The sequence below is a fragment of the Bradyrhizobium sp. RP6 genome, from assembly GCF_003837805.1.
GTDB lineage: Bacteria > Pseudomonadota > Alphaproteobacteria > Rhizobiales > Xanthobacteraceae > Bradyrhizobium.
Map to the genome: position 1 here is coordinate 208,307 of NZ_RQIT01000007.1, position 13,042 is coordinate 221,348.

The 13,042-nt window shown below is 66.6% G+C and carries 12 protein-coding genes; 7 read left to right on the forward strand and 5 right to left on the reverse strand.

What is annotated here, in order from left to right; all coding sequences use genetic code 11:
* Nucleotides 1–7 precede the first annotated feature (7 nt).
* Nucleotides 8–328: a hypothetical protein gene (locus tag EHH60_RS37565; protein WP_061878930.1), complete on the forward strand. Its 321-nt coding sequence runs from the start codon at nucleotides 8–10 to the stop codon at nucleotides 326–328.
* Between the two features lie 167 nt (nucleotides 329–495).
* On the opposite strand, the gene EHH60_RS16620 is transcribed toward EHH60_RS37565, so the two are convergent.
* Nucleotides 496–1,965, reverse strand: a complete 1,470-nt coding sequence (locus EHH60_RS16620) for an amidase (RefSeq protein WP_199751514.1) — start codon at nucleotides 1,963–1,965, stop codon at nucleotides 496–498.
* A gap of 127 nt (nucleotides 1,966–2,092) precedes the next feature.
* Entirely contained in the window at nucleotides 2,093–3,205 is a 1,113-nt protein-coding gene (atzD, locus tag EHH60_RS16625; protein WP_124160524.1) for a cyanuric acid amidohydrolase, read from the reverse strand.
* A gap of 281 nt (nucleotides 3,206–3,486) precedes the next feature.
* Here atzD and EHH60_RS16630 point away from each other — a divergent pair, with 281 nt between their 5' ends.
* The 4 genes from EHH60_RS16630 to EHH60_RS16645 all read left to right on the forward strand — a co-directional run bounded on the left by EHH60_RS16630 (nucleotide 3,487) and on the right by EHH60_RS16645 (nucleotide 8,417).
* The gene (locus EHH60_RS16630) at nucleotides 3,487–5,823 is read left to right on the forward strand and encodes a Tex family protein (RefSeq protein ID WP_124160525.1); all 2,337 of its coding nucleotides are present in this window, start codon (nucleotides 3,487–3,489) and stop codon (nucleotides 5,821–5,823) included.
* A gap of 285 nt (nucleotides 5,824–6,108) precedes the next feature.
* Nucleotides 6,109–6,561, forward strand: coding sequence for a hypothetical protein (locus EHH60_RS16635; protein WP_124160526.1), 453 nt, complete (start codon nucleotides 6,109–6,111; stop codon nucleotides 6,559–6,561).
* A gap of 100 nt (nucleotides 6,562–6,661) precedes the next feature.
* Nucleotides 6,662–7,354: a response regulator transcription factor gene (locus tag EHH60_RS16640; RefSeq protein WP_124160527.1), complete on the forward strand. Its 693-nt coding sequence runs from the start codon at nucleotides 6,662–6,664 to the stop codon at nucleotides 7,352–7,354.
* Nucleotides 7,341–8,417, forward strand: coding sequence for a sensor histidine kinase (locus EHH60_RS16645; protein ID WP_124160528.1), 1,077 nt, complete (start codon nucleotides 7,341–7,343; stop codon nucleotides 8,415–8,417). The genes EHH60_RS16640 and EHH60_RS16645 overlap by 14 nt, the downstream gene beginning before the upstream one ends.
* A 12-nt stretch (nucleotides 8,418–8,429) precedes the next feature.
* Here the strand turns inward: EHH60_RS16645 and EHH60_RS16650 are convergent, their stop codons facing one another.
* Together EHH60_RS16650 and EHH60_RS16655 are read right to left on the reverse strand one after the other, a co-directional pair.
* Nucleotides 8,430–8,801 (reverse strand): response regulator transcription factor, encoded by a 372-nt coding sequence (locus EHH60_RS16650; RefSeq protein ID WP_124160529.1) that lies wholly within the window; start codon nucleotides 8,799–8,801, stop codon nucleotides 8,430–8,432.
* Nucleotides 8,798–9,664 carry a S1C family serine protease gene (locus EHH60_RS16655; RefSeq protein WP_124160530.1) on the reverse strand — a complete coding sequence of 289 codons (867 nt, stop codon included), beginning with the start codon at nucleotides 9,662–9,664 and terminating at the stop codon, nucleotides 8,798–8,800. Before EHH60_RS16655 ends, EHH60_RS16650 begins: the two co-directional genes overlap by 4 nt.
* 183 nt (nucleotides 9,665–9,847) lie before the next feature.
* On the opposite strand from EHH60_RS16655, the gene EHH60_RS16660 reads away from it, so the two are divergent.
* Nucleotides 9,848–10,813: a VOC family protein gene (locus EHH60_RS16660; protein WP_124160531.1), complete on the forward strand. Its 966-nt coding sequence runs from the start codon at nucleotides 9,848–9,850 to the stop codon at nucleotides 10,811–10,813.
* A gap of 15 nt (nucleotides 10,814–10,828) precedes the next feature.
* Here the strand turns inward: EHH60_RS16660 and EHH60_RS16665 are convergent, their stop codons facing one another.
* Nucleotides 10,829–11,965, reverse strand: a complete 1,137-nt coding sequence (locus tag EHH60_RS16665) for a GGDEF domain-containing protein (protein ID WP_124160532.1) — start codon at nucleotides 11,963–11,965, stop codon at nucleotides 10,829–10,831.
* A 173-nt stretch (nucleotides 11,966–12,138) separates the two neighbouring features.
* Here EHH60_RS16665 and EHH60_RS16670 point away from each other — a divergent pair, with 173 nt between their 5' ends.
* A complete protein-coding gene (locus tag EHH60_RS16670) occupies nucleotides 12,139–13,014 on the forward strand; it encodes a dihydrodipicolinate synthase family protein (protein WP_124160533.1) in 876 nt (291 codons plus the stop codon).
* The last annotated feature ends 28 nt before the right edge of the window (nucleotides 13,015–13,042 follow it).

Below are 13,042 nucleotides of genomic sequence, written 5' to 3' on the forward strand. Positions count from 1 at the left end.
AGCGCCCATGACCGACCCCGAGACACCCGGCACCAACCAGGGGCCCGTCACCATTTCCACCTCAAGCTCGGAGCGGGCGCCGATCATCTATTTCGACGGCGCATCCTGCTTCGGCCACCACAACGGCGCGATCCAGATCGAGCTTGCCGCCAACCTCCTGATGCCGGTCGGTGCCGCCGTCAGGGTCGACGTGGTCCAGACTGCGCACCTGCGTTGCAGTGTGGCCGCGGCGCTGGCGCTGCGCGAAGCGCTCGACAAGGCCCTCGCGATGTATCAGCAGGGCCAGCAGCAGCCGCGGCCGGAGGAAATACCGGCGGTGAAGAACTAGGGACCGCCGTACGGCCTGCATGGTTCGAGACGCGCCGCGAGGCGGCGCTCCTCACCATGAGGGTCTAAGAGATGGCCGCGAAATCAGACCTCGACCTGAGGGCCCGCCAACGGCGGGCGTCTCGAAGGATGGCCGCAAGCGCGGGGACTGCGAGAAATAGGCCTGCCTCAGCAGACATGCACCTTCGGCTTCTTGCCGCCGTTCCACTTGCCGTCGAGCGCGCGCTCGATCTGTGCGGCGAGCTGCAGCAAGAGGCCGTCATTGGCCTGCTTGGCGATGGCCTGGATGCCGAGCGGCAGGCCGTGGTCCTGGGTTGCCATCGGCATCGAGATCGCGGGCATGCCGCAGAGATTGGCGAGGGGTGTGAAGGCGAAGTTACGCCAGAGATTGCCGAACCAGTCGAGCACGTCGGGATTATCGGAGATGGTGAGGTATTCCCTGGTGCCGACCTTCGGCGTCGGCAGCGCCGTGATCGGCGTCAGGATCACGTCCCACTGCTCGAAGAACGCGCCGAAGCTGCGCGAGGTCGTATTGAATACGCCCTGCATCTTCGCCCGCTCGGCGAAGCTCGTGTGCCGGCCGGCTTCCCAGATGCGAATGTTCACGGGTTCGATCAGATCTTCCGGGGGTCTTTCCAGCCCGCGCGCAGCGAGCATGTTGGAGATCACCACAGCAAAGTTCGAGATGTAGCAGGTGGTCTGCGCCGCGAACGCGGCACGGAAATCGAGCTCGGGCAGCGCGTAGTCGACGTGATGGCCGAGGCCTTCGAGGAAGCGTCCTGCCTTCTCCAGCTCGGCGACGATCTCGGGCGTGGCGGTATAGTCGCCCCACGTGTGTGAGAGCGCAATGCGGAGCTTGCCGGGATCGCGCTTAATCATCTCGGAATAGGGCTGCGCCGTGGTCCAGAACGGCATGAACTCGCCGGGCGCAGGCCCGCGCGCATGGTCGACGAAGGCGGCGGTGTCGCGCACCGAGCGCGACTGGCAGCCCTGGATCGAGACGAGGCCGGTGAGGTCAGACATGTGCGGGGCGAGCGAGAACACGCCGCGCGAGACCTTCAGCCCGATATTGCCATTGACGCCGGCGGGAATGCGAATCGAGCCGCCACCGTCGGTCGCATGCGCGATCGGCACCACACCCGCGGCGACCATCGCCGCGCTCCCTGCGGACGAGCCGCAGGTGGTGTAGTCGGTATTCCAGGGATTGCGCGTGACGTAGACGGCGGGATTGTCGGCGGAACTGCACACGCCGAACTCCGGCGTCGTGGTGCGTCCGATCAGGTTCAGCCCGGCCTGACGGAGTTTTCCGGTCAGGAACGTGTCGGCGCTGGCGCGGTTGCCGCGCATCAACAGCGAGCCCATTTCCTGGAGCCGGCCTTTCATGGTCGGCCCGAGGTCCTTCATCAGGAAGGGCAGGCCCGCGAACGGGCCGGCGAGATTGGCGCCATCCTTGGCGGGGTCGGCGATCACGTCCTCGAACAGCTCGACCACACCTGACAGAGCCGGATTGACCTTGCCAACGCCGGCCGCGGCCTGCCGCGCCAATTCCTTCGCCGTCAGCTCGCCCTTGCGGACGCGTCCCGCCAGCGCGACTCCATCGTGCTGCGCCCATTCATTCCAGCTCATCGGCAAAGTCATGACGTTCAAATCCTGTTGATGCGGCGGCTATCTTCCTTTCGCAAGGAACAGTCCGAATCAACCGAGCCGGCCGAAGGGCAGGGTTGCGTGGGACGGACAGGTCGCAAGACCGGAGATGCCGGTCGTATCAATCCGACAGTCTTGCGATCGCTGCAACCGGCCCGCCGCCCGGCGGGCCCTGGTGCTCGGCGCCGCCGGACACGTAGACTGCCCCGGTGCCGGCAAGGCCAGCGATCAGGCCGCCGACCGCTGCGCGGGCGTGTCGCGTCGAGCTGATGTCGGTGTCTTCCAGCATGGTGTGGCGAAAGCCGCGCACGCTGCCATCGGGCGAGGCTTCCGCCTTGGCGAAGATGTTGACGAGCTCGCGGCCCTTCGTTGCTTGCGGCGCGACGCGCACTCCGACGTTTTCCAGCGCCGCGCTCACCGCGACAGCGTCGATCGCGTCGCTCATCACGGCATGCCCGATCTCGAACTCGCTCGCGGATGCCGCCGAGTTGCCGAGCACGATGACGACGTTGTGCATCAGCTCGATGCCCGATGAGGTGGAGGCCACGGACGAGAACAGATCGTAGCGCCGCAGCACGTCATCATCGCGCAGATCGGCTGCAATCTCGCCGAGCGCAACGGCTACGCCGAGCGCGGAGGCGCCGCGGGAATAGGCCATCGAGGCGTAGGCGCTGGTCGTCGCAGTCTTGTTGCCGCGCGCCGCTGCCGCCTCGATGCGATCGCTGGTGAGCAGCGGGCACTTGATCTGCACGAAATGGACATCGGCGGGATCGCTGATGCCGGCATCCGCCATGGCGGCCTTCACGGCCGTCGCCGTTTCCGTGATCTGCGCGGAGCGGCCGAGCTCCTCGGGCAGGAAATCCCGCGTCTGCGCCATGCCGATGCTCAGCCGCTTGCCGGAGGGGCCCACCGGGCGGGTGTCGACGGTTCGACGCGTGAACACCGTGATGTGCGGGCTGAGCACGCCTTCGGTGCCGCCGGACATCACGAAGGCAATGCGTTGCTCGACCTCATGCGGCGGCAGGTTGAGGTGTGGCGCCAGCGCCGTGCACAGCGCGCTGACGGCGTATTCCCGCGTGAAATCATTGACACCGCCATTGCCCTCGGTCTTGCCGAGGATCGCCAGGATCTCGCGCGGGTCGGTCGCGCCCGAGCCGATCATGGCCATGAGGCCGGAGACATCGCCGGGGCCCGTGGTAGCGACCTTGAAGACGCCGACCGATGTTGTACGCATGACTGTCCTCGTGGAGTTCAGGGGCCCGGCGGAGCAAACAGCCGCTGAACGGCGACTCCTGTCAAGCCGGATGACGGGCCAGTTATCCTGGTCTGCCGCGACGCAAGAGAGAAGTCGCGCGTCCCCACGAATGTGGCGAGATCGCATCGATCCGACAAAAAATCCTCTGTCGACGGTTGCGCGCCCCACCTTGATGAATCAACCTCGGTTGGTCCATAAGCGGCGTCCCGCGGCCGGTGCTTTTCGCCCTGCGTCGCGTGCTTTGATAGAGGGAATCTCGCGTGGCAAATATCAACCACAAAATTGCGCAGGAGCTTGGGGTTCGCGCCGAGCAGGTCGAGGCGGCGGTGACGCTGCTCGACGGCGGCGCCACGGTTCCCTTCATCGCCCGCTACCGCAAGGAAGCGACCGGTGCGCTCGACGACGCGCAGTTGCGCACCCTGGAGGAGCGCCTGGTTTACCTGCGCGAGCTCGAAGACCGCCGCAAGGCCATTCTCGAATCGGTCCGCGAGCAGGGCAAGCTCGATGCAGCCCTCGAAGCCACGATCATGGCCGCCGACAGCAAGGCACGCCTCGAAGACATTTACCTGCCGTTCAAGCCGAAGCGCCGCACCAAGGCAGAGATCGCCAAGGAAGCCGGTCTCGAGCCGCTCGCCAATCAGTTGCTGGCCGAACCCGGCAACGATCCGAAGGTCGTGGCAGAAGGCTTCGTCAACGCCGAGAAGGGCGTTACGGATGCCGCCGCCGCGCTCGACGGCGCCCGCGCCATTCTGGTCGAGCGCTTCGACGAGGATGCCGACCTCATCGGCGCCTTGCGCGAGGAGATGTGGACCAACGCGCGCATGGCCTCCAAGGTGCGCGACGGCAAGAAGACCGAGGGCGAGAAGTTCGCCGATTATTTCGATTTCTCCGAGCCTCTGACCAAGCTGCCATCGCACCGTATTCTCGCGATGTTCCGCGGCGAGAAGGAAGAGATCCTCGATCTTCAGATCCAGGCCGAGGCGGAGGCGCCGCCGCCGGGCGTGCCGAGCGCCTATGAGCTGAAGATCATGAAACGGTTCGGCATCGCCGACCTCAAGCGACCCGGCGACCGCTGGCTGGTCGACACCGTGCGCTGGGCCTGGCGCACCAAGATCCAGGTGCATCTCAACATCGACCTGCGCATGCGGCTGTGGAATTCGGCCGAGACCGAGGCCGTGCGCGTGTTCGCCTCCAACCTGCGGGACCTCTTGCTGGCCGCGCCGGCAGGCACCCGCGTCACCATGGGGCTCGATCCCGGCTACCGCACCGGGGTCAAGGTCGCGGTCGTCGACGCGACCGGCAAGGTGGTCGACACCACCGCGATCTATCCGCACGAGCCGCAGCGGCAGTGGAACGAGTCGCTGGCGACGCTCGGCAGGCTCGCGCTGAAGCATCGCGTCGAGCTGATTGCGATCGGTAACGGCACCGCCTCGCGCGAGACCGACAAGCTCGCCGCGGACCTCGTCAAGGGCCTGCCGGAATTGAAGATGACGAAGATCGTCGTGTCGGAAGCCGGCGCGTCGGTCTATTCGGCCTCGGCTTTCGCCTCGGAGGAATTGCCCGGCCTCGACGTCACCCTGCGCGGCGCGGTCTCGATCGCGCGACGCCTGCAGGATCCGCTGGCTGAGCTCGTCAAGATCGAGCCGAAGGCGATCGGCGTTGGCCAGTATCAGCACGACCTCGGCCAGGCCAAGCTCGCAAAGTCGCTCGATGCGGTGGTCGAAGACTGCGTGAACGCGGTCGGCGTCGACGTCAACACCGCCTCCGCGCCGCTGCTCGCGCGCGTGTCGGGCGTCGGCTCGGGCCTTGCGCAGAGCATCGTGGCGCACCGCGACGCCAACGGCCCGTTCAAGTCGCGCAAGGCGCTGAAGGACGTGCCGCGGCTCGGGCCCAAGGCGTTCGAGCAGTGCGCGGGCTTCTTGCGCATCCTCGGCGGCGAGGACCCGCTCGATGCCTCCGGCGTGCATCCGGAAGCCTATCCGGTGGTGCGCCGGATTCTCGCGGCGACCAAGAGCGACATCAAGGCGCTGATCGGCAGCAGCGAGATCGTGCGCACCCTCAAGCCGAAGGATTTCGTCGACGAGACTTTTGGCCTGCCGACCGTCACCGACATCCTGCGCGAGCTGGAAAAGCCGGGCCGCGACCCCCGCCCCGCGTTCAAGGCCGCGGTGTTCAAGGAGGGCGTCGAGGAGATCAAGGACCTCAAGAAGGGCATGATCCTCGAGGGCACCGTCACCAACGTCGCCGCCTTCGGCGCCTTCGTCGACATCGGGGTGCACCAGGACGGCCTCGTGCACATCTCGGCGATGTCCAAGACCTACATCAAGGACCCGCGCGAGGTGGTGAAGCCGGGCGATATCGTCAAGGTGAAGGTGCTGGACTTCGAGGTCGCCCGCAAGCGCATCTCGCTGACGTTGCGCCTCGACGACGAGGTCGGCGCCAAGAAGGATGCCCCCGGCATGCAGCGCGACAACAGCTCACGCAATCCCTCCCGCATGACCTCGTCGGCTCCGCGCAAGCAGGAGTCTTCCGGCGGCGGTGCTCTCGCCGAAGCGCTGCGCCGTGCGGCGGAGAAGAGTGGCGGCAAGCGGGTGTGACCTCTTAACCTCTCCCCGCTCTTTGCGGGAGAGGTTCGCTGCTCGACGTATGGAAGACCTTCTCCACGTCGTCACTGCGAGCGCAGCGAAGCAATCCAGAGTCTTTTCCACGGATTCTGGATTGCTTCGCCGCGCTCGCAATAACGAGGAGGGAGCTAAACTCCCTCTCTCTAACATCCGCGTCAGAATCTGGCGCATTTGTAAGTTGAAGGCGGCAGCCTGTTCTCCTCATCTGATCATCCTCGTACGGCGCGCTGACCGCCGCACTGCAAGGAGGATGTTTCGATGAACAGCAGGCTTCTCAAGGGCCTCACCGTGGCGGCGGTCGCCGCGATGATGGCGCTCGCTTCACCGGTGCTCGCTCGTGGCGGCGGTGGGGGCCATGGCGGCTTCGGCGGCGGCGGGCATTTCGGCGGTGGCGGCCATTTCGGTGGTGGCATGCACGCCGGCGGTTTCGGCGGCTTCGGCGGCATGCGGGCTGGCGGCATGGGCGGCGCACGTTTCGCTCACGTCGGCGGGCCCGCCTTCGGCGGCCCGCGTTTCGCGCACGCGGCGATCGGGCCGCGCTTCGCCGGCGCAGGCTGGCACGGCCGCCACGGCTTCCGTCACCACCATTTCCGTCGTTTCGCCGTCTTCGGCGCGCCCTATTTCTACGGCGGCTACAATGACGGCTGCTGGAGCAGGAGCTGGACGCCCTATGGGTGGCAATGGGTCAATGTGTGCGGAGACTACTGGTAGTCGCATCGCCGTACCGCACCATTGTCGCGATCGCCACCGGGCGGTTCCGCTCAGCCCCGGAACGGGATAGTCTGGTGGCGATCGTCGCGCGGAGCTTGTCATGAGCGGAGGTCACAGTCGCATCCTGGTCGTCGAGGACGATCCGGAAACCGCAGGTCAGCTCGTCGAGGAGCTGACGGTTTCGGGCTACGACGTCGACCTCGCAACCAATGGCCGCGAAGCCCTGAACCACGGCGCCGCGCGCGACTATGCCGTGATCACCATCGACCGCATGCTGCCTGATATCGACGGCATCAGCGTGATGCGCCAGTTGCGCGACGACGGCATCGCCGCGCCGTTCCTGATCATCTCCGCGCTCGGCGAAGTCGACGACCGCGTGCGCGGCCTGCGCGCCGGCGGCGACGATTATCTCGTCAAGCCGTTCTCCTTCACCGAATTGCTGGCGCGGCTCGAAGCACTCGGCCGCCGCAGCGAGACCATCGCCAAGGAGACGCTTCTGCGCGTCGGCGATCTTGCGATCGACCTGATCGCACGGGCTGCCTCCCGCCGCGGCCGCAAGATTCCGCTGCTGCCGCGCGAATTCCAGCTACTCGAATATCTCGTCCGCAACGAGGGCCGCGTCGTATCTCGCGCGATGCTGCTTCAGCACGTCTGGGACCTGCATTTCGATCCGTCGACCAATATCATCGACGTCTATGTGGGGCGCGTTCGTCGCAAGGTTGACGATGCCCAGGCCTATCCGCTGATCCATACCATCCGCGGCATCGGATATTGCCTCCGTGCTCCTGGCTAAGACCCTTCGCTCCTCGACCTTCCGCCTCGCGCTGATCGCGATCGCGGCGTTCGGGTTGATTGTCGCGGCAATCATGGCCTATGTCTATTTCGGGACGCTCGCCTACGTCGAGCGCCGGCTCGGCACGGTCGCCGACCACGACGGCTTCACCGGCATGATCGAGCTCGCGATGGTCGCGGTCGCCATGCTGCTGCTGGTGCTCGCCGGGCTCGCGGCCGTGCTGGTGACGCGGCGCACTGTGGGGCGGATCGAACAGATCAACGCCACCAGCCGCGCCATCATGCTCTCCGGCCTCGACCAGCGTATCCCCATGCGCGGCAGCAACGACGAGTGGGATCGTGTCGCCGAAAACCTCAACCAGATGCTCGACCGCATCGAGACGCTGATGGGGGAGGTTAAGCAGGTGAGCGACAATGTCGCGCACGATCTGCGCACCCCGCTGACGCGCATGCGCGGCCGGCTGGAGAAGGCTTATCACGCCCCGCGCAACAGCGAGACCGACGCCGCGCTGATCGGGGACACCATCGCCGATCTCGATGCCGTGCTCGGCATGTTCGCCTCCATCACCCGGATCTCCGAGATCGAGACCCGCGCCCGCACCGGCGCCTTCCGCGGGCTTGATCTCGCCGAGATCGCCAGCGAGGTCGTCGAGCTCTACGATGCCGCCGCCGAGCAGGTTGCTACAAAGCTCAGCCTTGCCGGAGAACGTGGGGTGGCGATCACGGGCGACCGCGACCTGCTGTTCGACGCCATTGCCAATCTCGTCGACAACGCGATCAAGCACGGCTGCAAGGGCGGGCGGGTGACCGTGACCTGCCGCAGAACCGATGGCGCTGCGGTGATCGCGATTGTCGACGACGGTCCGGGCATTCCGGCCGAGCAGCGCGAACACGTCTTCAAGCGCTTCTACCGGCTCGAACGGAGCCGCTACACGCCGGGCAATGGCCTCGGCCTCAGCCTCGTCGCTGCGGTCGCGCACCTTCATGGCGCCGAAATTGCGCTGCATGACAATGCGCCGGGCCTGACGGTCGCGCTCAGCTTTCCGGCGGCGTCAGCACCGTGAGGGTTGGCGGCGTCAAAGCTCGATCACGCCGCGCCGTGCCGCATGCGCGACTGCATCGGTGCGGCCGGTCGCGTCCAGCTTGTGCAGCAGCGAGCCGACATGGAATTTCACGGTGTGCACGGAGATGCCGAGCTGACGCGCGATCATCTTGTTCGAGGCACCTTCCGCCATCAACGCCAGCACGTCGAGCTCGCGCTGTGTCAGGGCAATGTCCTCAGGCATGATGCGCGAATCGCGCGCGATGATCGCTGCGGCGGCCTGCTCGTCGGGCGCAGCGAGACGAAGCCCAGGGATATTGCCGAGGAGCGCCGCCAGGCGATCGGCGAGGGCGGGGTCGCCGACCTCCAGGGCGATCACGATCTCGGCCGTCTTGTCCTCGCTCACGCCTCCGGCCTCTCGACCACCGTAACCTTGAAGCTGGCCGGCTCGCCGCCGCGCCGCACGGCGACATCGACCACCGTGCCGACGCTCGAAGGTCCAAGTGTCCGCGACAGCGCACGCACGCCCGACAGTTTCTGGTCGTTGACCGCGACGATCACGTCGCCCTGACGGATGCCGGCCGCGGCCGAGGGACCGGCCTTGTCGACATTCATCACCATGGCGCCGACGCCGTCGTCGAGCCGCACCGGCTGAAGTCCGAGGCCGAGATATCCCCGCGCGATGCGGCCCCGCGCCTCCAACTGCGCCGCGACGCGCTCGATCGTCGCCGTCGGGATCACCAGCACGCGCCGCGGTCCGAGCACGGCCATGCCAAAGGCTTCGCCCGATGCATCGAGCGCGAGGCCGCCCTGCTGGCTACCGCGCAGGCGGACGTCGAGCTCGATGCGCGCATCGATGTCGCCGCCGCGCAGGGAGCGCCAGCTCTTGCCGGATGCCGACACCATCCCGAGCGCGGCGCTCGGCGTCTCGCGATTGGTGGCGACCACCACCGACAAGGCGCCGAGCGGCGGAACCGTTGCGGCGAGTTTGACCGGCGCGACGGCGGCATCGATACGCAGCAGCGCGATGTCAGTCGTATGGTCACGGCCGGCGATCGTGGCGGCCGCGGTGCTTCCGTCGCCAAGGCCGATCTCGACCGCGCCCTCGTCCGCCAGTGCCTCGTCGGCAGTGACGATCAGGCCGGGTTTCCAGGCGAAGCCGGTGGCGCGGGAACGGTGCGAATGCACGGAGACGACGGACGGCGCAGTGCGCGCCACGACGTCCGCGAGGGCGGACGACAGGGAAGGCAGGGGAGTAGGGGCGGTCATGGCAGGCTCCTGTAAGCTGTCCTCAATCTGGGATATCGCAGGCGCGCGCGAAACTGGCCGGGTGGCCAGGACTCCTCTCCGCGCGGCCGACGAACATGTGATTGGGACCCACTCACGGCAACGTGTAGCAATCGGCCGACATTGCGCCGCCTGGCCTCAACCCTTTTGAACGAGCCCTGACCGATGACCATCGATCTCACCCGCCGCACCCTATTGCAACTTGCCGGTGCAACCTCGCTCGCGATGGCGGCTGCAGCCGCGGCGCGCGCCGAGGGCGTTCCTCAAGGCGGCGGGCCGACCTTTGCCAGCCGCACGCCGATGCGCGTCGGCATGGTGACGCTGCGGGTGAAGAATCTCGACAAGGTTGCGGACTACTACCGCGACGTGATCGGGCTTGCCGTGATGGAGCGTTCGGCGATCGCCGCGAAGCTCGGCACGGCCGGAATAGCGCTGCTGGTGCTGGAGGCCCGTCCCGACGCGGAAATCGAGCCGCGCAATGCCGCCGGCCTCTACCACACCGCCTTCCTGATGCCGACGCGAAAAGACCTCGCGCGCTGGCTGGTGCATGCCGCCTCGCATCGCGTGCCGCTGTCGGGTTTTGCCGATCACCTCGTCAGCGAGTCCGTCTATCTCGACGACCCCGAAGGCAACGGCATCGAGGTCTATGCCGACCGCGATCCCTCGCAATGGCAATGGAGCGAGGGCAGCGTAAGGATGGCGACCGACGAGCTCAACATCCCCGACCTGCTGTCGCTGACCAATACACGCGTCGCCGACTATGCCAAGGCGCCGGACGGAATGCGCATCGGCCACATGCATCTGCGCGTCGGCGATCTCGCGCAGGCCGAGAGCTTCTATCACGGCACGATCGGCCTTGATCCGACGCGCAAGCGCAGCGGCGCCGCGTTCCTCTCGTCGGGCCGTTATCACCATCACCTCGGCATGAATGTCTGGCAGAGTCAGGGCGCCGGCCGGCGCGACGATGCCACCACGGGCCTTGCATGGTTCTCGCTCGTGACGGCGAAGCAGGATATTCTCGCCGCACAGGAGGAACGCCTGCGCAAGGGCGGTGCGCAGCTCACCACGCTTGCGAATGGCGTGGAGGCGATCGATCCATGGGGCACGCGGGTGCGGCTGCTCAAGGCGTGATCGAAAGCGGCAGCTTCAGCCCGCTGCGCGTTCCAGCTCGGCGCCCTCATCCGACCAAGCGCAACGGCCGCCTCCGGCACGTTTCGCCGTATAGAGCGCACGATCGACCCGCTCCATGAGCTGCGACGTTGAGCCGGCGGTGGCCGGATCAGCGCTGACCAGAATGCCGGCGCTTGCGCCGATGCGGACCGGAATGTCCGTGAGCAAAAACGGCATCGAGAGATCGCGAATGGCCTGGCGGGCCAGCGCGAGCGCTTGCTCACAGCCGGCATCGCCTGAAGCAACCGGTTTGAGCATCATGAACTCGTCGCCCCCGAACCGTGCGGCTATGCCTGGATTGCCGATACAGACCGACAGCCGCTCTGCGACCTGGCGCAACAGATCGTCGCCGACGTGATGGCCGTGGCGGTCGTTGACCGGCTTGAAGCCGTCGAGATCGATGGCGATGATGGCGAAGTTTCCGCGGGTCTCCGCCAGCGCCTGGAAGAACGCGGCGCGGTTCGGCAATCCCGTCAGGAAATCGTGGGTCGCCTGGCGCGCCAGCCGGTGCTTTGCTTCGAGCCGCTCGACGAAGGCGGCGCTGAGATGTTTCGACGCCTCGCGCAATGTGAGCCAGAAGAACACCAGCATGATCGCGCCGAGCTTGTAGGCGAACTCGGGGCGGAGCAGGCCGGCCAGGATGGTCGGCGTCAACAGCACCGCGGCGGTGGTCAGGATGATCCAGGGGCGGATCGCCGCGCGCGAGACCATGCCGACGCAGAAGGACATCGAAAGGCCGAACGCGATCCAGGCGCCGGGTCCATCGTCGAGCTCGAGCGCGCGATACGACAACATGCCCAGCGCAAGGCCGAAAGCGGACGCGCCGGCGCCGTAAAGCCCTTCCCAGCGGATCACGTCGGCATCGGAGAACTGCGCAGCGCGCGACTTGTAGCGGAACAGGGATGCGATCCGGGCTGCGGCCGTGATGAAGATGAAGACCGAGATCACCGCATAGCCGGTATCGCCGCTCATGAGCGCCAGCGCGGCGGCGCCCGTCACCGACGTGACGCCAATCGCGAACACCTGCGGCAGCGACGTGTACAGGAGATCCACGAGCTCGCGCCGGATGCGCGGATCGGGATGCAGGAACCTGGACAACATTGTCAGAGTCATGGCCGGCACCATCTCCGCTTCTTCCTAACAAGGGGTAGGGGAAGGGGCGCGAGACGATGTTGGTGCGCAACGTCCTTAAGAAGTGGTCAATGCACAGGGTTGCTGGCGATTTTTCCCCGTGTTAGCAGCGGTGAGGCGCGCAACGGCGGCCTGATGTCCTGAATGCAGCTGACATGTCCGAATTCCACGGTGTCTTTCCCTATCTCGTCTCGCCCGTCGGTGCCGACGGCACGGTGCGGGCCAACGTGCTGGCAAAGCTCTGCGACGACCTAATCGGCGCCGGCGTACACGGCCTGACGCCGCTGGGCTCGACCGGCGAATTCGCCTATCTCAACGCCGAGCAACGCGCGGTGGTCGTGCAGACCACGATCGAGGCCGCGCAGGGCCGCGTACCTGTCGTGGCCGGCGTCGCCTCCACCTCCACGACGGATGCCGTGGCGCAGGCAAAGGCCTACCAGAAGATCGGCGCCGACGGCATCCTCGCGATCCTGGAAGCCTATTTCCCGCTTGCCGACGTCCAGGTCGAATCCTACTTCCGCGCCATCGCCGATGCCGTCGACATCCCCGTCGTCATCTACACCAATCCGCAATTTCAGCGTTCCGATCTCACCCTCGACGTCATTGCGCGCCTCGCCGAACATCCGCGCATCGGCTACATCAAGAATGCTTCGACCAACACCGGCCGGCTGCTCTCGATCATGAGCCGCTGCGGCGATGCCTTGCGCGTGTTCTCGGCCTCGGCTCATATCCCCGCCGCAGTGATGCTGATCGGCGGCCGCGGCTGGATGGCGGGACCGGCCTGCATCATCCCGCGCCAGAGCGTTGCGCTTTACGAGCTCTGCAAGGCCGGCCGTTGGGACGAGGCCATGGTGCTCCAGCGGCGGCTGTGGCGCATCAACGAAGCCTTCGCCCGCTACAACCTCGCCGCTTGCATCAAGGCGGGGCTTGCGATCCAGGGCTACGATGTCGGCGACCCCGTCCCGCCGCAGGCGCCGCTCACGGCCGATGCACGGAAGGTGGTGGAAATGGCGCTGCGCGAGCTGACCTAGCTGTTTGGCACGCGGCAATATGCCCCGG

Coding starts and splice junctions, on each gene's coding strand:
- EHH60_RS37565 (WP_061878930.1), top strand. CDS start 8: ATGACCGACCCCGAGACACCCGGCACCAACCAGGGGCCCGTCACCATT.
- EHH60_RS16620 (WP_199751514.1), bottom strand. CDS start 1,965: ATGACTTTGCCGATGAGCTGGAATGAATGGGCGCAGCACGATGGAGTC.
- atzD (WP_124160524.1), bottom strand. CDS start 3,205: ATGCGTACAACATCGGTCGGCGTCTTCAAGGTCGCTACCACGGGCCCC.
- EHH60_RS16660 (WP_124160531.1), top strand. CDS start 9,848: ATGACCATCGATCTCACCCGCCGCACCCTATTGCAACTTGCCGGTGCA.
- EHH60_RS16670 (WP_124160533.1), top strand. CDS start 12,139: ATGTCCGAATTCCACGGTGTCTTTCCCTATCTCGTCTCGCCCGTCGGT.
- EHH60_RS16655 (WP_124160530.1), bottom strand. CDS start 9,664: ATGACCGCCCCTACTCCCCTGCCTTCCCTGTCGTCCGCCCTCGCGGAC.
- EHH60_RS16635 (WP_124160526.1), top strand. CDS start 6,109: ATGAACAGCAGGCTTCTCAAGGGCCTCACCGTGGCGGCGGTCGCCGCG.
- EHH60_RS16640 (WP_124160527.1), top strand. CDS start 6,662: ATGAGCGGAGGTCACAGTCGCATCCTGGTCGTCGAGGACGATCCGGAA.
- EHH60_RS16665 (WP_124160532.1), bottom strand. CDS start 11,965: ATGACTCTGACAATGTTGTCCAGGTTCCTGCATCCCGATCCGCGCATC.